Here is a 19,501-nt window from a genome sequence, read left to right as displayed (position 1 = left end):
TGCGCTGTGCGCCAGAACGAATGCGTTCTGACGCACGGAAACGCGTTGTGGGGCGGCTCAAGCGGGAACTGGGGCGGGCGGCCGCAGCAGTCCGCCGTGCCGCACTCCGCTGAGCGTACGGGCGGCGACCAGCACCCAGAAGCCGACCAGCATCAGATACAGGGCGACGGCGGCGATGGCGAACAGGTCCGCGCCGGTGTGGGCGAAGAGCACGCTGCTGCCGGTCACGCAGGTGCCGACGGGGAAGGTGAAGCCCCACCAGGTCAGGTTGAAGGGCATCACGGTGCGGTGGCGCAGGGTGACGGCCATGGCCAAACCCAGCCACAGCATGGCGAAACCCCAGGTGGCCACGCCGAAGACGACCGAGAACGCCAGTAGCCCCTTGGCGTAGAGCTCGGGCAGCGCACTGGGCGCGGCATTGGCGAGCATTCCGGCGGCGGTCACCGCCTGGCCGAGCGGGCCGAGCACGATCCACACGGTGGCGACGGCTTCCTTGGCGGGCGGCCCGAAGTGCAGCAGCCGCGACCAGATGAGGGTGATGGTGAGGACGGCGGCGATGAGGCTCAGCCCGAACATGGCCAGGCAGCCGAGCATCATGGTCAGCCGAGCCTGCCCGGCGGGCAGATGCGGGACCAGCAGCGCACCGGTGGCGGCCGAAACCATGGGCGGCACAACGGGCATGAGCCAACCGCCGAAGGCCGCATCGGCCTGTGGGCGCTGACCGGTGATCATCCGGTACGGAATCGCCACGGCGGTGAGCAGACCGAGCACGGTGCCCGACGACCACAGCACCCAGTCGACGGCCACGGCGGCGGACATACCGATCACGTCCGAACCGAGCAGCAGCGTGCCCGCGCCGACGGTCATCAACGCCATCGGGGGAGCGCCGTAGAAATGCGACATGACCGGATGACGGCCATGCGCGCGGGCCGCCTCGGGGTGCCGGACCCAATGCGCCGCGAACGCTCCGGTGATCACCACCAACAACGCGGCGGCCAGCACCCACACGACGGTGGCCGCACCGCGCAGCCCGTGAGGCTGGACGGGCAGGGTGGCGGCGGCGGTGGCGATGATTCCGGTGCCCATCACCACGGCGAACCAATTGGGTCCGATATGCCGGAAGGCATCGACCGGTCGCTCCACCCGCACCGGCGCGCGCCGCGGCGACCGGGTCACGGTGCGAGGCGAACGGGCTACGGAGCGATGGAGTGTGGTGGTCATGTCTCCACCCTGCGCCCGCCACGCGGTCAGCGGTACCGGCCGCGTATCGATGCATCCATAGAATCGTTCTATGCCCCTGTCGCCCCGTGTGCCCGATCTCGCCGCCCTCGATCTGCTGCTCTCGGTGATCGAACTCGGCAGTCTGGGCCGCGCGGCGCAGGCGCACGGTATCAGCCAGCCGTCGGCCAGCTCCCGCATGCGCCACCTGGAACAGCTGGTCGGCGTGCCGGTGCTGGAACGCACCTCCCTCGGCTCGCGCCCCACGGCGGCGGGCGCGCTCATCGCCGCCTGGGCCCGCGACGTGGTCGACGCGGCCGCCCGCCTCGACGCCGGTATCGACACCCTGCGCGAGCAGCGCGACTCCCGCCTCCAGGTCGCCGCCAGCCAGACCGTCGCCGAATACCTGTTCCCCACCTGGCTCATGGCCCTGCGCTCGCGCGCCCCCGCCACCACCATCGCCCTGGAATCCGGCAATTCCGCCGAGGTCGCCCGCCTGGTCCTCGACGGCCGCGCGGGTATCGGCTTCGTGGAGAGCCCGACCGTCCCGCGCGATCTCGAAGCCCACGTGGTCGCCCACGACCGCCTCGTCGTGGTCGTCCCACCCGGCCACCGCTGGGCCCGCCGCACCGCCCTCACCGTCGCCGACCTGGTCGACACCCCGCTCATCCACCGCGAATCCGGTTCCGGCACCCGCATTTCCTTCGAGCGCGCCATGCGCCGCGTGCACCCCGACTGGCAGCCGAGCGTACTGCTGGAACTGTCCTCCACCACCGCCATCAAAACCGCGGTGGCCACGGGACTCGGCCCCGCCGTCCTGAGCTCCCTGGCCGTCGCGACCGAGCTCGCGGAGGGAATCCTGGTGTCGCCGCCCATCACCGATCTCGACCTGGATCGCCCGCTGCGCGCCGTATGGCCCCGCGGCCAACATCCCACCGGCCCCGCCCGCGACCTCTACGCCATCGCCCGGGCGCGGCGCTGACCCCGCCGATCAGCGGGTGAGGTGCTCGTCGAAGAACCCGAAGATCCGGCCCCAAGCGTCCTCGCAAGCCTCCGGATTGTGGCGCAGCCCCATGACTTTGAACAGGCGACCGGTCGCCCCGGCATTCTCCTGGAAGAACGAGTGCGTGGTGTCCGGATAGATCTTGATGTCGTGCGGAACGTCGAGATCGGTGAGCCGCTTGTCCAGGGCTTGCACCTGGCGCACCGGGATCGACCAGTCCGAACCGCCGTAACTGCCGACCATCGGGCAGCAGCCCTCGCGCACGAAATCGTTCACTTCCAGCCAAGGTGTGGGCATACCGTAATTCGGTGCGGCGGCATCGAATCCGTACCCGGTCGACAACATGATGGCGAACATGCCGCCCATACAGAATCCGATGACACCGGTCTTGCCGGTGCAATCCGGCCGCGCCACGAGATATTCGCGCGCTGCCGCCAGATGCGCGAGCGCCGGACCCTTACCGCGCGCCATCGTCCGCACCGTCGCGGCGATACAGCCGATCTTGTTGCCCGCCGAGTACAGATCCGGCGCGACCACCAGATAGCCGTGCGCGGCCATATGGTCGGCCAACCGCCGCAGATCGGCATTGAGCCCCACCGCGTCCTGGATCATGACGACGCCCGGCCACGGCCCCGCCCCCTCGGGAACGGCCAAATACCCGGATACCGCGTGTGTGCCCGAGGCGAAGATGATGTCCGGCACGCCAACCCCTTCCGTCGGGGGCGCGGCGGTAACCCCGAGCGCCGTCGCCCTTCGGCCATTGTGCTCGAGAAACCATCCGACCGGCAGGTCATGACTCGCCAAATTCGATATCGACAAACGCGTAACCTATCGGTTACGCTTTCCGGGTGGACGAGGTGGCCGCGGCGATATCCGATCCGGTGCGCCGGGAGATTCTGACCCTGCTGCACGCCCGGCAGCGCACCGCCGGAGATATCGCGGCCCACTTCCCGATCAGTCGTCCCGCGATCAGTCGACATCTGCGCGTGCTGCGCGAAAGCGGTTTGGTGCGTGACGAACTCGTCGGCCGACAGCGCTTCTACACCCTCGATGCCGCGCCCCTGCGCGAAATCGTGGACTGGATAGCGCGATTCGAGCGGACCGATCCGTGGGAAGGACGCCTCGACGCACTGGAAACCGAGGTCTACCGGACCCGACGCGAACGGCGCGCCCGCCCGGCCGACCCCGAAACCGCAAGGGAGACAACGGCATGACACCCCAACCCACCGGACGCCTGCTGCGCACCGACACCGGCCGCGACCTCGTCCTCACCCGCACCTTCCGCGCCCCCATCCAGGACGTCTGGGCGAGCGTCACCGAACCCGAGCGCTCCGCCCGCTGGTTCGGCCCCTGGGAGGGCGAGGCCGGACCGGGCCGAAACATCAAGGTGCAGATGGTGTTCGAGGAGGGCAAGCCCTGGTTCGAGATGCATATCGACGCCTGCGAACCGCCCCGTCGGCTGGCACTGCGCACCACCGACGACGCGGGGGAGTGGATCCTCGACGCCGTGCTGACCGAGTACGCGGGCGGCACCGAACTGACCTTCACCCAACATCTCGCACCGACCTCGAATGTCGCGGATGTCGGTCCGGGCTGGGAGTACTACCTCGACGCCTGGGTGGCCGCCGAACACGAGGCTCCGCACCCGGAGTTCGCGGACTACTACCCGTCCATGAAGGCGTACTACGAGCGGCTCGCCGCGCAATCGTGAGGGCCGGTCAGGGGACGGCATGCACCGCGGCGAGTCGCGCGGCGCGAATGGCGTTCCACAGCGGGCGCAACAGCGTCTCCTGCGCGGCCGCCGCGCTCGCCGAGATCGGCGCGGAGGCCGGTTCACGTTCGGCGACGGTCAGGATGGCGGCCACCTGATCGGCCGTATCGAGAATGCGCCGCGCCCGCAGCGGCAGCGCATCGGGATACCGGTGCTTGGAGTGGCTGGCGAGTTCGGCCTCGATGAGCTCGCGCGGTCCGGCGGGGCCGGAGTCCATGCGCGTGGTGTGTAATCGCTGCAAGGCGTCGGCGGCATCTCGAACCGCCTGGCGCATGGTGTATTCCGCCTCACCGAGCGGCATATCCGGTTCGGTGAGCGGTGGGACAGGCGTCGAGTACACCGTCCACTGCAAGGTGTCGTCGTCGGACCAGAACGGCACCAGCCCGGTGCCCGTGCTCCCCGGCGCGCCCAGCAGCAGCCCCTCGCCGACTTCCATTGCGGCGGTGGCGAATTCGGTGCCCGCGGGCAGCCCGCGCACATCGCCGGGCACCGGCAGCACCAACCGCACCCGTCCGCCGGGCGCGGCGACCGATTCTCGAATGAGCTTGAGCAGCACCATGATCCCCGCGCCCTGTCCGGCGTCGAGGGCGTCGTCGGCCGCCCACGGCAGCCCGGTGTGACCGCCGGTGACGGGATCTCCGGCGGCCACGGTCTGGCGGGGCGCCCAGACGCGCAGCGCGTCCAGCACATCGTCCGGGGCGCTGCCACCGGCCAGCCAGGAGCTGGCCCACACCGTCAGCGTGGCGCTCGGGGTACTCATGACAACGAGGATAACTGGCGGGCTACTGCGGCTCGGTGACGAAGTCGATCAATCGTTCGACGGCGCCGATGAGCGGACTCTCCAGGTCGCGGAAGCTGGAGACGGCGTTGTAGACCCGCCGCCAGCCCTCTTGCGGTGTGCCCCAACCGAGTCGGGCGCACACGCCGGTCTTCCAGTCCTCGCCGCGCGGCACCGTCGGCCACTCGCGGATGCCCACCGCGGCCGGGCGCACCGCCTGCCACACGTCCACGTACGGATGCCCGGTGACGAGCACGTGCGGCCCCAGTCCCGTGGTGAGCCCGGTCTCCTTGGAGCCGGTCACGAGGTGGTCGACCAGGACGCCGACCCGATGCCCGGGTCGCGGCCCGAATTCGGCGAGCCGCTGCGCGAGATTGTCGAGACCCTCCAGATGCTCGACGACCACGCCCTCGACCCGCAGATCGTGCCCCCACACCCGCTCCACGAGCGCGGCGTCGTGCACGCCCTCCACCCAGATCCGGCTGGGCAGCGCCACCCGAGCCCGCAGGCCCTCCACCCGCGTCGAGCCCGACGCCGACCGGGTGGGCTGGCGCGGCGCGGTGGCGGCGGGCTTCACCAGGGTCACGGGTTGCCCGTCGATCAGAAAGGCGGCCTCGCGGAGCGCGAACAGCCGCACCCGCCCCTGCCGGTCCTCGAGTTTCACGAACTCGCCGTCGTAGCTGCGGTCGAAACCCACTACGGCGCCGCAGAATCCGGTGGCGGCGTCCTCGGCCACGAGGTCGCGTTCGGCGACCACCTCGGGCACCGCGCGCTTCCGCGTCCTGGCATGTCCGGAAAAGATGTCACCGCCGTAGATGTCACGCCCACTCACCGCATCGAAGGTACCGGCCGCGCGCCGATTCCCCGCGCAGCGACCCGCGCGGGGCGGCGACGCGTCCCGGTCCGATTCGATCTCCCTCGCGGCCGGGAAACGACTAGTGTTGGAGCGTGGCCGCAATCATTTGGCTGATCGCGGGGATTCTCCTCGCGGCGGCGGAGATGCTCACCGGTGATCTGACCCTGCTCATGCTGGGCAGTGCCGCGCTCGTCACGGCGGGGGTGAGCGGACTCACCGGCGCCGGATTGATCGTGGACGCGGTGGTTTTCGGTGTCACCTCCATCGCGCTCATGCTGTTGGTTCGCCCGATGCTGTTGCGCCGCTACGCGATTCCGCCGCCGACCCCGACCGGTATCGAAGCGCTCAAGGGGAAGACGGCCAAGGTGGTCACGCCGATCGACGAGCACGGCGGACGAGTGAAACTGGACGGCCAGGAATGGAGCGCGCGGCCATTCGACGCCCGAGACAGCTACGAGCCCGGCGAGACCGTCTATGTCATGGAGATCGACGGCGCGACCGCCGTCGTATGGAAGGAACCCTAGATGCCCGTAGTGATCGTCGCCGCCGTACTGATCTTGTTGGTGGTGATAGTGGTCTTCAAGTCGGTGGCGCTGGTGCCGCAGGCGGAGGCCGCGGTCATCGAGCGCCTCGGCCGCTACTCGCGCACGGTCTCCGGGCAGCTGACGTTCCTGGTGCCGTTCGCGGACCGGATTCGCGCCAAGGTGGATCTGCGCGAGCGAGTGGTGTCCTTCCCGCCGCAGCCGGTGATCACCCAGGACAACCTGACCGTGCAGATCGACTCGGTGGTCTACTTCCAGGTCACCAGTCCGCAGGCCGCGGTCTACGAGATCTCGAATTACATTGCCGCCGTGGAACAGTTGACCATCACCACGCTGCGCAACGTGGTGGGCGGCATGACCCTGGAGGAGACGCTCACCTCCCGCGACCAGATCAACAGCCAGCTGCGCGGCGTCCTCGACGAGGCCACCGGCCGCTGGGGTCTGCGCGTCTCCCGAGTCGAGCTCAAGGCCATCGATCCGCCGCCCTCGATTCAGGAGTCGATGGAGAAGCAGATGAAGGCCGACCGCGAGAAGCGGGCCATCATTCTCACCGCGGAGGGCCAGCGCGAGGCCTCCATCAAGACCGCCGAGGGCCAGAAGCAGGCGCAGATCCTGGCCGCCGAGGGCGCCAAGCAGTCGGCCATTCTCTCCGCCGAAGGTGAACGCCAGAGCCGTATCCTGCGCGCGCAGGGTGAGCGCGCCGCCGCCTACCTCCAGGCGCAGGGACAGGCCAAGGCGATCGAAAAGGTCTTCGCCGCAATCAAATCCGGTAAGCCGACCCCGGAACTGCTGGCCTACCAGTACATGCAGACCCTGCCGCTGGTGGCGAAGGGCGATGCCAACAAGGTGTGGCTGGTGCCCAGCGATTTCGGCAAGGCCCTCGAAGGATTCGCCCGCAATTTCGCCGAGAAGGGCGAGGACGGCGTCTTCCGCTACGAGCCCCAGCCCGACGGTGACGGCAGCGAACGCCCCGAGGACGATTCGGCCGAGGTCGCCGACTGGTTCGATACGGCGACCGACCCGGCCGCGGAACGCGCGGTGCGCGCCGCCGAGGCCGATGCCCGCCAGCCGGTCGAACAGCCCGGCCTGCCGCCCGTCGGCCCGACCACCGGCGAAACCGAGGGGCAGCGGCAGCTGCCCTGACCGCGGCGGCGTGCTGCGCGGACCGGCCGGTCCACCTGCCGGTACCGGCGGTATCGCATAGTATTGCTCCATGTCGGCCGCCGAGAAGAAGGTCACCCGCGGCGCCAAGCGCGCCGCGGCGGCCGCACCCAAGCCCGACGCGCGGACCGAACGCTGGCGCGCCCACCGCGAACAGGTCCGCGCCGATTTCGTGGACGCCGCCCTGCGGGCCCTGGCCGAGCACGGCTCGGATGTCAGCATGGACGATATCGCCCGGGCGGCGGGCTGCGCGAAACCCAAGCTGTACCGGCATTTCGACGACAAGACCGACCTCTATCTCGCGATTCTCGACCGAGTGCAGGACATGCTGTGGGATCGGATCATGAGCCGGGTGAACCTCATGGTCGATTCGGTCGCCGATCTGCTGCGCGTCGGTATCGAGGAGTATGTGGCGGTGGTGGAGGAGCGGCCGGAGGTCTTCCGTTTCCTGGTGCACGGCCGGATGGCGCAGCAGACCGAACAACCCGAACGGGCCCTCGAGGTGGCCATGCGGTCGGCCGTGCGGGTGGCGCGCGTCGTGGAGACGCAGCTCGATGGCCAGAATGTGGATACCGGGAGCCTGGAGTTGACGACCTACGCGATCTTCGGCGCGGTCGGCTCCGCCACCGAGTGGTACCTCGGAGCCAACCGCACGCGGGCGGAGCTCATGACCGCGGAGCGGTTCGCCGAACACGTCAACACCATCGCGACCGCCATGCTCGATGCGGTCTCCCAGCTCAACAATGTGGTCGTGGATGTCCGCAAGCCCGCTCACCTGGCCTTCGCCACGGTGTGAACGGGCTTGCGCGACAGCGTCACTGATCGAAGACGATGTGCACGTCCGGCGATTCGGGCAGGGTCTGACAGGCCAGGGTCAGCCCTTGCGCGAGCTCGTCGTCGATGAGCGCCTCATTGCGGATCATGCGCGTGCGGCCGTCCTTGACCGAGCACACGCAGGTGCCGCAGGCCGACTCCCGGCAGACATAGGGTGCGTCGATGCCGTTGTCCAGCAAGACATCCAGCAGCGGCGTGGTGCGTGGCCAGCCGAAGTGATGGGTCGCGCCGTCGATCTCGACTTCGAGCGTGGTCGTCGTGCCGGTTCGGTCCACCGGCGGGTCGACAACAGCGGTTTCGGCCGAGGCGGTGGGCTGTTCGAAGGGATTGGCGGTCAGTGACCGGTACTCCTCCAGATGGACCCGCGAGGACGGCACCCGCAGTGCCGCCGCCGCCGACCGCAGGACGGTGGTGAACCCGAGCGGCCCACAGATATACCATTCCCGACTCCGATGCCGCCGCAGCATTTCGGCCACCCGGCGGGAATTCGGCAGTCCGCGTTCGGATTCCAGCCAGTGCAGCACCCGCAACCGGCGCTTGTAGCGGCGTTCCAGCTCGGCCAGTCGGGCCGCGAATATCACCGACCGCCGGTCCCGGTTCGCGTACAGCAGCACAATGCTGCCGCGCCCGGCGACGAGCACCGATTTGATGATCGACATGATCGGGGTGATCCCGCTGCCGCCCGCCGCCAACAACAGGTCACCGTCGAGCCCGCGCGGGCCGAAGGTGCCCAGTGGCTCCGTCACGGTGATCAGATCACCGGGAATGGTGATGTCGCACAGCAGATTCGACGCGTAACCGCCCGCCGTGCGTTTGACCGTCACCGCCAGCCGGTCGTCGCAGTGCGGGCTGCTGCACAGCGAATAGCAGCGCGCCACCGATCCGGTGCGCTCACTCGGAATCCGGAGGGTCAGAAACTGTCCCGGCCGATACCGGAAGCGGTCGGCGAGATCGTCCGGAATGTCGAAGACGAGGGTGCGCGCGGCGGTGGTCTCGCGCACCACCTCGGCGACCTCGAGGTCATGCGAACGCGCCGTCATCGCCCGACCCCCACCGGATCCGGGACTCTGTCGGCGGCGTCCGCTCGCTGATCGAATCGCTCCAGCGCCCATCCGGCCCACCGGGTCAGCCGCTCGGTCGAGAAGGGCTGTGTCATACGCCGATTCAGGCCCGGGGCGACGCGCATGAGCACATAGCCGAGCCAGGCCTCCGGTCGCACCGGCACCACGGCCAGGTCGTAGCGCACCGCGCGCTGCACGGCCCGCGCGACCAGATCCGGGCTCATGGGGGAGTACGGCAGGCTCTCGCCGAGTTCGCGCAGCCGCCGCGCGAACTCCCTGCCCCGCTCCATGACGGCGTCGTCGACGCCGACCGTCACGGCATGCTCGCCGATACTGGTGTTGATGAAGCCGGGGCATACGGCACTGACCCCGATTCCCTTGGGCCCCAATTCGAGTCGCAGGCATTCGGTGAGCATCTTCACCCCGGCCTTGGACACCGAGTACGCCGACATGACCGGGGTCGGGGTGAACGCCGCCGCCGACGCGATGTTCACGATGTGCCCGCGCCGCCCGTTGTCGACCATCTGCTGTCCGAACACCCGGCACCCGTGTACGACGCCGAGCAGATTGACCCCGAGTTGGCGATCCCAGTCGGCGGGCCGCATATCCAGGAACGCTCCGCCGACCACGATCCCGGCATTGTTCACCACCACATCGGCCACGCCGTGATCGGCGAGTACGGTGCGGGCGAAGGTTTCCCACGCCTCGGGGTCGGTGACGTCCAGGCGCAGCGCGGTCGCGCGCTGGCCTCGCGCGTGGATCATGGCCTCGGTGGCGCGGGCGGCGTCGAGGTCGATATCGGAGACCACCACGTGCGCGCCGCCGCGGGCGAAGCGCAGGGCGCAGGCGCGACCGATACCGCTGCCCGCGCCCGTCACCACGACCAGTTCGGGTCGAACATCAGTGAGTTTCATGCCGACTCCTCGAGTACGGTCGTGCGATGCGGGGTCCGGTCCGGTGTGCCGTACCGGTAGTCGTCGAGGTTGTAATGCCGGTTCTGCCAATACATCTCGCCGTGCGTGGAGGGCCGGAAAGGCGAATCGCCGTGGCTGTTGATGTAATACGTATTCGAGCCGTGGCAGACCGGTGTGAAGAGGAAATTGCGCTCCTGTCGACGTAGGCATTTCGCGAAATAGTCGTCGTGTGCGGATCGGCTGATCTCGCACACGATTTCCCCGCGCCGCTTGGTTTCGGCGATGGCGCGGCTCAGATGTGCGGCGGTCGCCTCGATCATCCAGAAATACGAGCCGAGGACGAATCCGTAGGGCCCGGTAATGGTGAACATATTCGGGAACCCGGGCACTGATACCCCGTGGTACGCCTGGAACCGGTGCGTGTCCCAGAAGTCGCCGAGGCTCAGGCCCTCTCGACCGTGCACCGGGAACGGCGGCACCGCGTCCTTCTCCCAGAGCTTGAATCCCGTGGCGCAGATGAGCACATCCACGTCGTGGCGCGCGCCGTCGGCGGTGCGCACGCCGTGCGCGTCGATCCGCTCGATGGGGTCGGTCACCAGGCTCACATCGGCGCGGTTGAAGGTGGACAGGTAGTCGTTGGACATGGACGGCCGCTTGCAGCCGAGCCCATAGCGCGGAATCAGCTTCTCCCGCAGCACCGGATCGTGCACCTGCGACCGCATCCACCGCCGGACCGGGATCTCGGCCAACCGCCGTCCGGTATCGGTGAGCCACGACGGCCCCGCGACCATACCGCCCATGCCGATCTCGGTGGCCACCGTCCCGACCGTGCGAATGCCCGAGCGCAGCCACGGTGTACTCATCACCGTCCGCCCCCAACCCCGCACGGCCGCATCGCGTTTCGGGAACACCCAGATGGGCGTGCGCTGGAAGACGGTGAGGTGCGCGACCTGTTCGACAATGGCGGGCACCAATTGCAGCGCGGTCGCGCCGGTGCCGATCACCGCCACCCGCTTACCCTCGAGGGCCACGTCGTGATCCCACAGCGCGGTGTGGACGAGCGCCCCGCCGAACTCGTCGAGCCCCGGAATCTCGGGCATCTTCGGCCGTTCCAGTCCACCCACGGCCATGACCACGAAGCGGGCGGTCAGGGTGCGCTCCCCGTCGGTGCGCAGCAGCCACAGCGCGGCATCCTCGTCGTACTCCGCACCGGTGATCGTGGTGTTCAACAACAACTTTCGCCGCAGGCCGTACTTGTCGACCATGCTCTCGGCGTAGTCGCGCAGCTCGTCCCCGGGCGCGAAGATCCGCGACCAGTCGCCCCGCTGCTCATAGGAGAAGCTGTAAATGAACGACGGAATATCCACGGCCACACCGGGATAGGTGTTGGCATGCCAGGTGCCGCCCACCCGATCCCATTTGTCGACGATCAGGAAGTCGTGAATCCCTTTGCGCTGGAGAGCGATACCGGCACCGATACCGCCGAATCCGGCCCCTACGACAACGACCTCGTGGTCGGGGCGGCGTTCTGGACTGGTCATGGTGCTCACCGCACCCGGTCGAGGAGTTCGCCGTCGGAGCCGAACAGCTCCTCCTGCCACCGCCGAACCAGTGGTTCGGTGTCGATGTCGTCGGGATGGAAGCCCGGCCTCAGGTATTCGCGAATCTCGGCCTGCAACCCCTTGACCAGCGGCCCGCGCAGCACGCCCACCGCCTGCCGCGTCACCCGCACCGGCCGCCACGCGGTCGGATCGGTGAGAATCGACAGCCCCACCGCCGCCGCTATGAACGGAATCGCCCCGACATACGGGATGGTCATGACGCCGATGCGCACGAGCTCCCCGCCGCCGCTGGCGCGATACACGTCGAAGGCCACCGACTTGTGCTCGAGTTCCTCGAGCGCATGCCAATTCAGCAGATCGCGCACCTCGGGGCTGGTCGACGCGATGGACTGCAACTCCGGACTGGTCAGCACCCGCCGCGCCAGCATGGTGGTGAAATGCTCCGCCGCCGCGGTCGCGGCCAGATGCACCCGCGCGGGCAGCAGGTTCTCGGCGCGAATCAGCGCCTTCTCGCGTCGGCTGCCCGGCGCGAAGTGCGGCACCCGCACCAGCGGGTACCCCATGGCGACCAGTTGGTCGTTGAGCAGCCGATGCTGCTGCCCGTGCATCGCCTCCTGGCCGATGAACCCGGCCGCGCGCTTCTTGAGCACCGGATCGTCGATCTCCCCCGACACCCGCCGCACCGAGCGCACGAACGAATCCTCGCCGGGCGGGAACGCCGCCGACAGCAGCGCGGTGAGATGACTCAGCACGATGTCGCCATCGGCGAAATGCCGGTTCAGGGGCTCCGGTTCACCGAAGCGGAAGCGCATGCGACGCACCTGCGGCGCGCCGGTGGTGCGAGTGCTGGGCAGGGTTTTGCTCATGGTGAATCTCCATTGATTCGGGCTGCCGCGATTACTTCATATGCTCGGCGAGGACGCCGTCCGCGCCGAAAAGCTCTGTCTTCCACTGCTCGAGCAGTGCGGTGGTGTCGTTGTCGTCGGGATGGAATCCGGGCCGCAGGTACTGCGCCAACTCCCCGGCGAGGCCCTTGAACAGCGGACCGCGGAACAGCGTGTACGCCTCGCGCGCCAGCCGCGCCGGATGCTGGCGGGCATACGGGTCGCGGCGCAGCGACAGCGCGAGCGCGACCAAGGTGAGCGGGAAGGTCAGGCCCAACAGCACCGCCATGGTGGCGATGCGCACCTGCTCGCTGCCGCCGACGGATCGGAAGACGTCGAAGGCCACCGATTTGTGCTCGATCTCTTCGAAGGCGTGCCAGTTCAACAGGTTTCGGACCTCGGGATCGCCCGCGAGGGCCTGCACCTCGGGGCGGGTCAGCACCCGCTGCGCCAGCACGGTGGTGTAGTGCTCGGCCGCCGCGGTGCTGGCCAGATGGACCAGCGCGGGCAGCCGCTGCTCGATGCGGCGCATGCGCTCGACGGCGGCGGGGGAGTCGTACCACTCGACGGGATACCCCATCGCGGCGAGCTGATCGTTGAGTCGCCGGTGCTCCTGGCCGTGCATCGCCTCTTGGCCGATGAACCCGGCGACCCGCTTCCGCAGTGTCGGATCGGTGATCTGGTCGGAGAATTTGCGGACCGAGCGGATGAAGGACTCCTCACCCGGCGGGAATCCGGCGGACAGTCCCGCGATGAAGTGGCTGAAGACGATATCGCCGCCCGCGTAGTACTTGGACATCGGTTCGGGGTCGCCGAAGCGGAATCTGATCCGCCTGGCCTTGGGATAGGTGCTGGTCATGGCACACCTCGTCGATCTCGTACCAGGAGTATGCGGTACTGCTAGTACGATACCGTCTCAGACGGTGCTCCGGAAGCCCCGAACGCGTATCGAGACGGTCACTGGGCCGGTTCGCCGCCCTACGGGAGTGACTTCTGAGGTTGCTGTGGCGGTCGGAATCACGCTTTAGGAGTGACCTCGCGCACATTTTGTTTGGTAACTACGCATATGTCATTATCGCGCGACTCGCGTTATGCGCAGCGAAAACGATTGATACTTCAGGATTTATGCGAGTCAAATCGCCAGTTATCGGAACGTGATCCGCCGTGATTGTTCCGTTATGGTCGTTCACGGCTCGGAACGAGAGCCGGACTCGAATCGCCGTACACCGGCAACCCCATCCCGTGGTTCGAAGTCCCACAAGTCATCCCTGGGGATGGGGCCCCGGCTGAGTATTCGCCGGGCGGTTGGGCGCAGGCAGGAATCTCACATGCTTCGGAACAGCAAGTTCACCCGTATCGCCGGTACCACCGCCGCGCTGGGAGCTCTCGTCGCTATCCCGTTCGGTGTCTCCACTGCCACCGCCTCGGCCGCCGGTCACGACTGGGACGCGGTCGCCGCCTGCGAGAGCGGCGGTAACTGGAGTATCAACACCGGTAACGGCTACTACGGCGGCCTCCAGTTCTCGCAGAGCACCTGGGAGGCCAACGGCGGCAGCGGCAATGCGGCCAATGCCAGCCGTGAAGAGCAGATCCGCGTGGCCGAGAACGTGCTCGCCACCCAGGGCCCCGGCGCCTGGCCGGTGTGCGGCGCGCACCTCTGAGCTGATTCGGCTCGCGCGTAGCGCTGAAAATCTCGGGAAGGCCCCGTCCTCGGACGGGGCCTTCGCCGTATCAGCGGTGTGCGCCGTAGATCGCCTGGGCGAGTTCGGTTCTCAGCGCTTGGAATTCCGGCGTGGCGGTGACCGCGAGGTCGCGGACGCGCTCGGTGTCGTCGCCGGGCAGTGCGATGCGGCGATCGAGCAGTATGCGGCCGGGTCGGGCGCTCATGACCAGCACCCGGGTGGAGAGGAATACGGCCTCCTCGACCGAGTGCGTCACGAAGACGACGGTCTTGCCCGCCTGCCGCCACAGGCGCAGCAGTTCGACCTGGAGCCGTTCGCGGGTGAGCTGGTCCAGCGCCCCGAACGGCTCGTCCATGAGAATGATGCGCGGATCGTTGATGAGCACGCGCGCGATCTGGGCGCGCTGTTGCATTCCGCCGGAGAGTTCGTACGGGCGTTTGTCGCCCGCGCCGTCGAGCCCGACCAGGCGCAACAGTCGATCGGCCTCGGCCCGGCGGGTCGCGCGGTCCACGCCTCGGCAGGCGGGACCGAATTCGATATTGCCGCGCACCGACAGCCAGGGAAACAGCGTCGGAGCCTGGAAGACGACGCCGCGCTCCGGGCTCGGCCCGGCCACGCGATCCGGCCCGACCAGCAGCGTTCCGGTGGTGGGCTCCAGGAATCCGCCGAGCAGTTGCAGCAGGGTGGTCTTCCCGCAGCCGGACGGTCCGACGACGCTGACGAATTCGCCGGGCTCGATGACGAGGTCGGTGGATGCCAGTGCGACCGTGCTGCCGCTCGGTGTGTCATAGGTCTTCGAGACCTCGGTCAGGACGACGCGATCGCGCGTGTCGAGGGTCGTGGTCATTGCGCGGCCACGCTCTTCGCGCCCTGGGCGTAGACGGCGTTCGAGTACGCCTCGGTCGCCGCCAAACCCTGGATTTCGCCCTGGCTCAACAGGAATTCGGCCGAGGAGCGCAGTTCCGCGCCGAGCTGGCGACCCAGATAGGCCTCGCCCGACTGGGTGGCCGCGTCGAGGAAGGTGTAGCCCTTCAACTGCTCCGCGACGGCCGTGACGGGAATGCCCAATTGCGCGGCGATGCGGATGGCGGCAGCCTCGGGATCGCTCTGGATCTGCCGCACGGCCCAGTTCTGCGCGGCCGTCCACACCTCCAGGACCTTCGGATTGGCCTCGACGAAAGCGCCACGCGCGCCTTCGACGTCGAAGGTGGGCTTACCGGCGGCGGCGGTCTCGGCCGCGGTGGTGACGAGGTGCCCGTCGCGGGTGAGCTCCGACAGCGTCGGCTCCCATACGAACGCGGCGTCGATCTGTGCCCCGCGCCAAGCGCCGAGAATGGCGTCGGGGGCCAGGTTCACCAGCGTGACATCCTTGTCTATCCCCGCGGTGCGCAGCGCGCCGAGCAGGCTGTAGTGCGCGGTGGAGGCGAACGGCACGCCGATGCGCTTGCCGCGCAGCCCGGCCACCGTCGTAATGGCGGGATCGCGCACCGCGAGCGATTCGGCCGCGCCGATCACGTCGTGAATCCACACCACCTTCATATCCAGGTGCAGCGGAGCCGAGATCGCCCGCGCCGCAACGGCACTGCCCAGCAGCCCGAGATCCAGGGAACCCGCTCCGAAGGCTTGGATCACCGCGCCGCCGGAGGCGAATTTGCTCCAGGTGACGGTCGCCTTCGGCAGGCAGGTCTCGATCAGTCCCGTGTCCTTGACGACCAGCGCGCCGTTGGGAATGTCCTGGTAGCCGAGTCGCACTGTGCCCGTGAAGGTTTCGTCCACGGCCACCGGGCAGGCGATCCGCTCGCCGGAGTCGCGCGAGCGATCCGTTCGCCCCGACTCCACACACGCGGTCAGGGCGGCGACCAGTGTCCCCGCGAGTGCGAGTACGGCGAATGTCCTTCTCATGCTTTGCCTTTCCAGGGAACGAGTACCGCGCCCAGCCATTTGATGGCGGAGTCGAGGGCCAGGGCGGTCACGCCGATCACGATGATGCAGGCCACCGTCAGCGCCGTATTCAGCTGCTGACCGGCCAGATAGGCCAACCCGCCGATGCCGGGGATGCCATTGTTGAGCTCGGCCGCCACCACCGTGGTCCACGCGAACCCGACCGCCACGCGGATGCCCGCGATCACCTCCGGCAGCGTCGCGGGCAGCAGCACCCGTGTCGCCACCTGAACACGGTTGGCCCCCAAGGACCGCGCGGCATTGATGCGATCGGCGGAAACCCCTTGTACCCCAGTAATGGTCGCGATGACGATCGGCGGAAACGCCGCGAGAAACAGCAGCCAGATCTTCGAGGTATCACCGATCCCGAACCAGACGATCAGCAATCCGATGTAACCCAGTGGCGGCAAGGCCCGCAGGAAGTTGAGATACGGCTCCACGAGCGCCCCCACGGTCCGCGAGGCCCCCAGCGCGAAACCCACTGGCGGCCCGATGATCACAGCCGCGCCCGCCCCGATCGCGATGCGCTGCAAGCTCGCGACCAGGTGTTCCCACAGGAAATAGTTCTGCGCCCCGGGCACCTCCCGTGGTACGCCGGGCGCGATCTCGTGCCAGCTGTTGGCGCGAACGAACGCCTCCCACACCGCGTTCGGCGTCGGCAGGAACTGCGGATCGACCAAGGCCGCCGCGGTCACCGCCCACCACACGCCCAGTGCCGCCAGAGCGGCGAGCACTCGGATGGCCACCCCGCGCACGCGGGCGGACCCCGCCCCGATGCCGCGTATCGGTCGGATCCCGGCCCCCGCGCGCACCGCCCCGACGCTGATCATGCTGTGTCCCAGACCTTCCCACTCGAACCGCGGTCCTCGGTCCGATGCCCGGCCAAGACCATTCGGTCAGATCCTGGTGGTCAGGGGTGCGACACAACACCTCCACGATCAGCGTGATTCGAAATCCGCGCTACGCGCTCTGCAAGACGGCGATCGGCAGCGTCACCGCCCACTCGCGCGCCATATCCTTGGCCCGCACCTCGGTCGAGGCGTCATGGCGACCGTGCTCCCCGACCTGCGTCGCCCCGCACGCGCTGAGCTTCTCGGCCGCGATCTCCCCGCCGCGATTGAAGGTGTCCCCGTAGACGCTGTCGCCGAGACCGAAGACGGCGAACCGCAGCCCCGAGAGGTCGGGTCGAGTCGCATCGAGCTGTTCGAAGAACGGTTCCGCTCCCGTGGGCAGATCACCGTCGCCGTAGGTGGAACAGACGACGATATGGAAATCACTCACGTCGAGGTCGGCGGGATCGAAGTCGGCCATATCGAAGACCGAGACATCGAAGCTCGACAGCTCCTCCGCCACAGCCTCGGCGACCACCTCCGAGGTGCCGATCTCGGTTCCGAACAGAATGACGACGCGCACGCGCAACTCCCTTCGATGTAAGTAAGGCTAACCTAATTTACATCACGGGAGTTGTGTAGAGCGCCTGTCGTGTCGTCAGAGCGCGATCGCGTACACATAGCCGTCGCCGTAGACGAACGCCGTATCGTCATTCGCCGCGACGGCACTGGTGGCCATACCGATATCGCATTCCCAGCGTTGAGATCCGGTGGCGGCATCGAGAGCGCTCACCTTGCGGCCCTCCGCCGTGAACACTGTCGCGTTCACCACCACCGGAGGTGCTCCGGTCTTGCCCTTGCTCCAGCGCAGCCTGCCGGTGCGCGTATCGAACGCCTGCACCGTGGTCGTTTCGTAGCTGCCCACCCAATAACCACCGCCCGCGTACGTCAGATCGCCAGCCACCGCGGCGTAATCGGCCAAGTGCGCCCGAGCCGTCCACAGGGGTGCGCCCGAGGCGAGATCGAACACCTCGAGACCCGTCGACGCCCCCGCGACCACCACGGTGTTCGCGCCGACGGTCGGTTTTGCCATGAAGCCCTGAATCTCCGTGCGCCATCGGAGCGCACCCGTCGCCGCATCCAGTGCTACCAGCGCTTCGCCGTCGACGGCGGCGACGATGCCCGCACCCGCGGACAGATCCAGCGGACCGCTGGCACCGCCGGTCGGGGTCATCCACAGGATGCGGCCGGTTCGCGAGTCGATCGCGGACACGCCGCGGACATAGGGCCTGCCACTGGCCATCGCGTACACCACACCGCCGTCGGCACTGGCACACAGCTGTCCGGTCGTTGTCGCATCTTCGGTCCGCCAGCGGCGCTCGCCGGTCGAGGCGTCGAAGGCCACCAGCGGCAGCTCCGTAGCCACGATCACGACGCCCGCGACGGCAAGCGGGCCGTAGTCGATATTCGCGCCCGCGACGGCGGTCCACCGCGTCTTCCCGGTCGCGGTGTCGAGGGCGTGGAGGATGCCGTTCTCGGCGGTGGCGAACACCGTGCCCGCCACCACCGCCGGTGGTGTCCAATCCATGTCGGTCCGCACGGGAACCGCTGCCCGCCAACGGATCTGCCCTGCGGTCACGGTCGGGTCGGCCACCGGCGTCCCCGGTACGGTCTCGCGGTCGAAGAGCTTCGGCAGCGTGAGCGCGCCCGCGCCGCAGACGGCACCACCGACCGCCGCGAGTCCCGCGATGAGGGCCGTCCGCCTGCGCACCGGGGGCGTGGGCCGTGGGGCGGTGGGTGGATCGCCCTTCGTCAGCCGGACCGGAACCGGTGCGGCCGAGTGGAAGTCGCGAGGATCGTCGGAGGTCACGGCGGCATTGTGTCCGATGCGGACCACACGGTCCACTCGAATCCTCAGCCCGACAAGACCGGTCGTCGCTCGGCGATGGGATAGGCCGCGCCCGCGAGGATCGGCAGTGGGTCGAGGCGGTCCGGCCCCGGCGGCGCCCAGACCGAGCGGTGCCACTCGAGGTGCAGATGCGGAGCGACATTGCCATTGGTGCGCGGGTCCGGATCGATGCTGGCAATCCGTTCGCCCGCTTCGACGCGGCGGCCGACGGGGACCTCGGGGATGACGTGGCCGTAGACGGTGGTGCCGCCGCCGTCGGCGGCGGGGTGGTCGACGACCACCCAGCGCCCGAATCCGCTGGCGGGGCCGGAGCGGGTGACGTAACCGCCTTGGGTTGCGAAGACTGGTCGGTTGGATGAGCCGCCCGGCCAGCCGAAGTCGACGCCCCAGTGGAAGCCGCCGGAGCGCGGGCCGAACGGGGAGGTGACGATGTGGCCGCGTTCGAGCGGCCAGATCTTCGGAGCCATCCGAATCTCCTGAAATATCGAACCTTGCCGAATATCCTGCCGGGCAAGGGAAATCGAACGGGTGCGAATCAGCTGCGGGGGACGTCGA

The 19,501-nt window shown here is 68.4% G+C and carries 22 protein-coding genes; 7 read left to right on the top strand and 15 right to left on the bottom strand.

Going from position 1 to position 19,501, the window contains the following annotated elements; all coding sequences use genetic code 11:
• Positions 1-57: 57 nt before the first annotated feature.
• On the bottom strand, positions 58-1,221 hold the full coding sequence (locus ACIBH2_RS03505) for a TDT family transporter (protein WP_397112992.1): 1,164 nt from the start codon (positions 1,219-1,221) through the stop codon (positions 58-60).
• A gap of 70 nt (positions 1,222-1,291) precedes the next feature.
• Between ACIBH2_RS03505 and ACIBH2_RS03500 the strand changes: the two genes are divergently transcribed.
• Positions 1,292-2,200, top strand: a complete 909-nt coding sequence (locus ACIBH2_RS03500) for a LysR family transcriptional regulator (RefSeq protein ID WP_397112990.1) — start codon at positions 1,292-1,294, stop codon at positions 2,198-2,200.
• 9 nt (positions 2,201-2,209) lie between these two features.
• Here ACIBH2_RS03500 and ACIBH2_RS03495 read toward each other — a convergent pair whose 3' ends face one another.
• A complete protein-coding gene (locus ACIBH2_RS03495) occupies positions 2,210-2,923 on the bottom strand; it encodes a dienelactone hydrolase family protein (RefSeq protein WP_397112988.1) in 714 nt (237 codons plus the stop codon).
• A 146-nt stretch (positions 2,924-3,069) separates the two neighbouring features.
• Here ACIBH2_RS03495 and ACIBH2_RS03490 point away from each other — a divergent pair, with 146 nt between their 5' ends.
• Positions 3,070-3,435 (top strand): metalloregulator ArsR/SmtB family transcription factor, encoded by a 366-nt coding sequence (locus ACIBH2_RS03490; RefSeq protein WP_397112986.1) that lies wholly within the window; start codon positions 3,070-3,072, stop codon positions 3,433-3,435.
• Positions 3,432-3,932, top strand: coding sequence for an SRPBCC family protein (locus ACIBH2_RS03485; RefSeq protein WP_397112984.1), 501 nt, complete (start codon positions 3,432-3,434; stop codon positions 3,930-3,932). The genes ACIBH2_RS03490 and ACIBH2_RS03485 overlap by 4 nt, the downstream gene beginning before the upstream one ends.
• A gap of 7 nt (positions 3,933-3,939) precedes the next feature.
• Here ACIBH2_RS03485 and ACIBH2_RS03480 read toward each other — a convergent pair whose 3' ends face one another.
• On the bottom strand, positions 3,940-4,752 hold the full coding sequence (locus ACIBH2_RS03480) for a hypothetical protein (protein WP_397112982.1): 813 nt from the start codon (positions 4,750-4,752) through the stop codon (positions 3,940-3,942).
• Positions 4,753-4,774: 22 nt separating this feature from the next.
• Positions 4,775-5,602 (bottom strand): DUF3097 domain-containing protein, encoded by an 828-nt coding sequence (locus ACIBH2_RS03475; RefSeq protein WP_397112980.1) that lies wholly within the window; start codon positions 5,600-5,602, stop codon positions 4,775-4,777.
• A gap of 116 nt (positions 5,603-5,718) precedes the next feature.
• On the opposite strand from ACIBH2_RS03475, the gene ACIBH2_RS03470 reads away from it, so the two are divergent.
• The 3 genes from ACIBH2_RS03470 (at position 5,719) to ACIBH2_RS03460 (ending at position 8,125) form a co-directional block, all read left to right on the top strand.
• Entirely contained in the window at positions 5,719-6,150 is a 432-nt protein-coding gene (locus tag ACIBH2_RS03470; RefSeq protein ID WP_397112978.1) for an NfeD family protein, read from the top strand.
• Positions 6,151-7,311: an SPFH domain-containing protein gene (locus ACIBH2_RS03465; protein ID WP_397112976.1), complete on the top strand. Its 1,161-nt coding sequence runs from the start codon at positions 6,151-6,153 to the stop codon at positions 7,309-7,311.
• A gap of 70 nt (positions 7,312-7,381) precedes the next feature.
• Positions 7,382-8,125, top strand: coding sequence for a TetR/AcrR family transcriptional regulator (locus ACIBH2_RS03460; RefSeq protein WP_397112974.1), 744 nt, complete (start codon positions 7,382-7,384; stop codon positions 8,123-8,125).
• Positions 8,126-8,144: 19 nt separating this feature from the next.
• On the opposite strand, the gene ACIBH2_RS03455 is transcribed toward ACIBH2_RS03460, so the two are convergent.
• Genes ACIBH2_RS03455 through ACIBH2_RS03435 form a run of 5 tightly spaced genes read right to left on the bottom strand, consistent with a single transcriptional unit; the run spans position 8,145 to position 13,443 of the window.
• Entirely contained in the window at positions 8,145-9,203 is a 1,059-nt protein-coding gene (locus tag ACIBH2_RS03455) for a 2Fe-2S iron-sulfur cluster-binding protein (RefSeq protein WP_397112972.1), read from the bottom strand.
• Positions 9,200-10,138, bottom strand: a complete 939-nt coding sequence (locus ACIBH2_RS03450; protein WP_397112970.1) for an SDR family NAD(P)-dependent oxidoreductase — start codon at positions 10,136-10,138, stop codon at positions 9,200-9,202. Before ACIBH2_RS03450 ends, ACIBH2_RS03455 begins: the two co-directional genes overlap by 4 nt.
• Entirely contained in the window at positions 10,135-11,679 is a 1,545-nt protein-coding gene (locus ACIBH2_RS03445) for a flavin-containing monooxygenase (protein WP_397112968.1), read from the bottom strand. Before ACIBH2_RS03445 ends, ACIBH2_RS03450 begins: the two co-directional genes overlap by 4 nt.
• Before the next feature lie 5 nt (positions 11,680-11,684).
• The gene (locus tag ACIBH2_RS03440; protein ID WP_397112966.1) at positions 11,685-12,566 is read right to left on the bottom strand and encodes a metal-dependent hydrolase; all 882 of its coding nucleotides are present in this window, start codon (positions 12,564-12,566) and stop codon (positions 11,685-11,687) included.
• A 31-nt stretch (positions 12,567-12,597) separates the two neighbouring features.
• Positions 12,598-13,443, bottom strand: coding sequence for a metal-dependent hydrolase (locus tag ACIBH2_RS03435; protein ID WP_397112964.1), 846 nt, complete (start codon positions 13,441-13,443; stop codon positions 12,598-12,600).
• A 469-nt stretch (positions 13,444-13,912) separates the two neighbouring features.
• Between ACIBH2_RS03435 and ACIBH2_RS03430 the strand changes: the two genes are divergently transcribed.
• Entirely contained in the window at positions 13,913-14,245 is a 333-nt protein-coding gene (locus tag ACIBH2_RS03430; protein WP_397112962.1) for a transglycosylase family protein, read from the top strand.
• A 70-nt stretch (positions 14,246-14,315) separates the two neighbouring features.
• Here ACIBH2_RS03430 and ACIBH2_RS03425 read toward each other — a convergent pair whose 3' ends face one another.
• From ACIBH2_RS03425 to ACIBH2_RS03400, 6 genes are all read right to left on the bottom strand, one after another.
• Complete coding sequence (locus ACIBH2_RS03425) at positions 14,316-15,113, bottom strand: ABC transporter ATP-binding protein (protein WP_397112960.1); 798 nt, start codon at positions 15,111-15,113, stop codon at positions 14,316-14,318.
• Positions 15,110-16,168, bottom strand: coding sequence for a glycine betaine ABC transporter substrate-binding protein (locus ACIBH2_RS03420; protein WP_397112958.1), 1,059 nt, complete (start codon positions 16,166-16,168; stop codon positions 15,110-15,112). The genes ACIBH2_RS03425 and ACIBH2_RS03420 overlap by 4 nt, the downstream gene beginning before the upstream one ends.
• Complete coding sequence (locus ACIBH2_RS03415; protein ID WP_397112956.1) at positions 16,165-17,037, bottom strand: ABC transporter permease; 873 nt, start codon at positions 17,035-17,037, stop codon at positions 16,165-16,167. Before ACIBH2_RS03415 ends, ACIBH2_RS03420 begins: the two co-directional genes overlap by 4 nt.
• Positions 17,038-17,167: 130 nt before the next feature.
• Complete coding sequence (locus tag ACIBH2_RS03410) at positions 17,168-17,620, bottom strand: flavodoxin domain-containing protein (protein WP_397112954.1); 453 nt, start codon at positions 17,618-17,620, stop codon at positions 17,168-17,170.
• A gap of 75 nt (positions 17,621-17,695) precedes the next feature.
• Positions 17,696-18,943: a PQQ-binding-like beta-propeller repeat protein gene (locus ACIBH2_RS03405; protein ID WP_397112952.1), complete on the bottom strand. Its 1,248-nt coding sequence runs from the start codon at positions 18,941-18,943 to the stop codon at positions 17,696-17,698.
• Between the two features lie 8 nt (positions 18,944-18,951).
• Positions 18,952-19,413, bottom strand: coding sequence for a M23 family metallopeptidase (locus ACIBH2_RS03400; protein WP_397112950.1), 462 nt, complete (start codon positions 19,411-19,413; stop codon positions 18,952-18,954).
• Positions 19,414-19,501 lie beyond the last annotated feature (88 nt).

Origin of the sequence: Nocardia sp. NPDC050406, from assembly GCF_044459025.1 — a bacterium.
GTDB lineage: Bacteria > Actinomycetota > Actinomycetes > Mycobacteriales > Mycobacteriaceae > Nocardia.
Note: the sequence above shows the minus strand (reverse complement) of the source record. Positions and strands in the feature narration are given on the sequence as shown.

What these genes read in the sequence shown, in the direction of transcription:
- ACIBH2_RS03500 (WP_397112990.1), top strand. Translation starts at nt 1,292, where the DNA reads ATGCCCCTGTCGCCCCGTGTGCCCGATCTCGCCGCCCTCGATCTGCTG.
- ACIBH2_RS03430 (WP_397112962.1), top strand. Translation starts at nt 13,913, where the DNA reads ATGCTTCGGAACAGCAAGTTCACCCGTATCGCCGGTACCACCGCCGCG.
- ACIBH2_RS03455 (WP_397112972.1), bottom strand. Translation starts at nt 9,203, where the DNA reads ATGACGGCGCGTTCGCATGACCTCGAGGTCGCCGAGGTGGTGCGCGAG.
- ACIBH2_RS03425 (WP_397112960.1), bottom strand. Translation starts at nt 15,113, where the DNA reads ATGACCACGACCCTCGACACGCGCGATCGCGTCGTCCTGACCGAGGTC.
- ACIBH2_RS03485 (WP_397112984.1), top strand. Translation starts at nt 3,432, where the DNA reads ATGACACCCCAACCCACCGGACGCCTGCTGCGCACCGACACCGGCCGC.
- ACIBH2_RS03435 (WP_397112964.1), bottom strand. Translation starts at nt 13,443, where the DNA reads ATGACCAGCACCTATCCCAAGGCCAGGCGGATCAGATTCCGCTTCGGC.
- ACIBH2_RS03465 (WP_397112976.1), top strand. Translation starts at nt 6,151, where the DNA reads ATGCCCGTAGTGATCGTCGCCGCCGTACTGATCTTGTTGGTGGTGATA.
- ACIBH2_RS03450 (WP_397112970.1), bottom strand. Translation starts at nt 10,138, where the DNA reads ATGAAACTCACTGATGTTCGACCCGAACTGGTCGTGGTGACGGGCGCG.
- ACIBH2_RS03415 (WP_397112956.1), bottom strand. Translation starts at nt 17,037, where the DNA reads ATGATCAGCGTCGGGGCGGTGCGCGCGGGGGCCGGGATCCGACCGATA.
- ACIBH2_RS03445 (WP_397112968.1), bottom strand. Translation starts at nt 11,679, where the DNA reads ATGACCAGTCCAGAACGCCGCCCCGACCACGAGGTCGTTGTCGTAGGG.
- ACIBH2_RS03505 (WP_397112992.1), bottom strand. Translation starts at nt 1,221, where the DNA reads ATGACCACCACACTCCATCGCTCCGTAGCCCGTTCGCCTCGCACCGTG.
- ACIBH2_RS03480 (WP_397112982.1), bottom strand. Translation starts at nt 4,752, where the DNA reads ATGAGTACCCCGAGCGCCACGCTGACGGTGTGGGCCAGCTCCTGGCTG.
- ACIBH2_RS03460 (WP_397112974.1), top strand. Translation starts at nt 7,382, where the DNA reads ATGTCGGCCGCCGAGAAGAAGGTCACCCGCGGCGCCAAGCGCGCCGCG.
- ACIBH2_RS03440 (WP_397112966.1), bottom strand. Translation starts at nt 12,566, where the DNA reads ATGAGCAAAACCCTGCCCAGCACTCGCACCACCGGCGCGCCGCAGGTG.
- ACIBH2_RS03420 (WP_397112958.1), bottom strand. Translation starts at nt 16,168, where the DNA reads ATGAGAAGGACATTCGCCGTACTCGCACTCGCGGGGACACTGGTCGCC.
- ACIBH2_RS03400 (WP_397112950.1), bottom strand. Translation starts at nt 19,413, where the DNA reads ATGGCTCCGAAGATCTGGCCGCTCGAACGCGGCCACATCGTCACCTCC.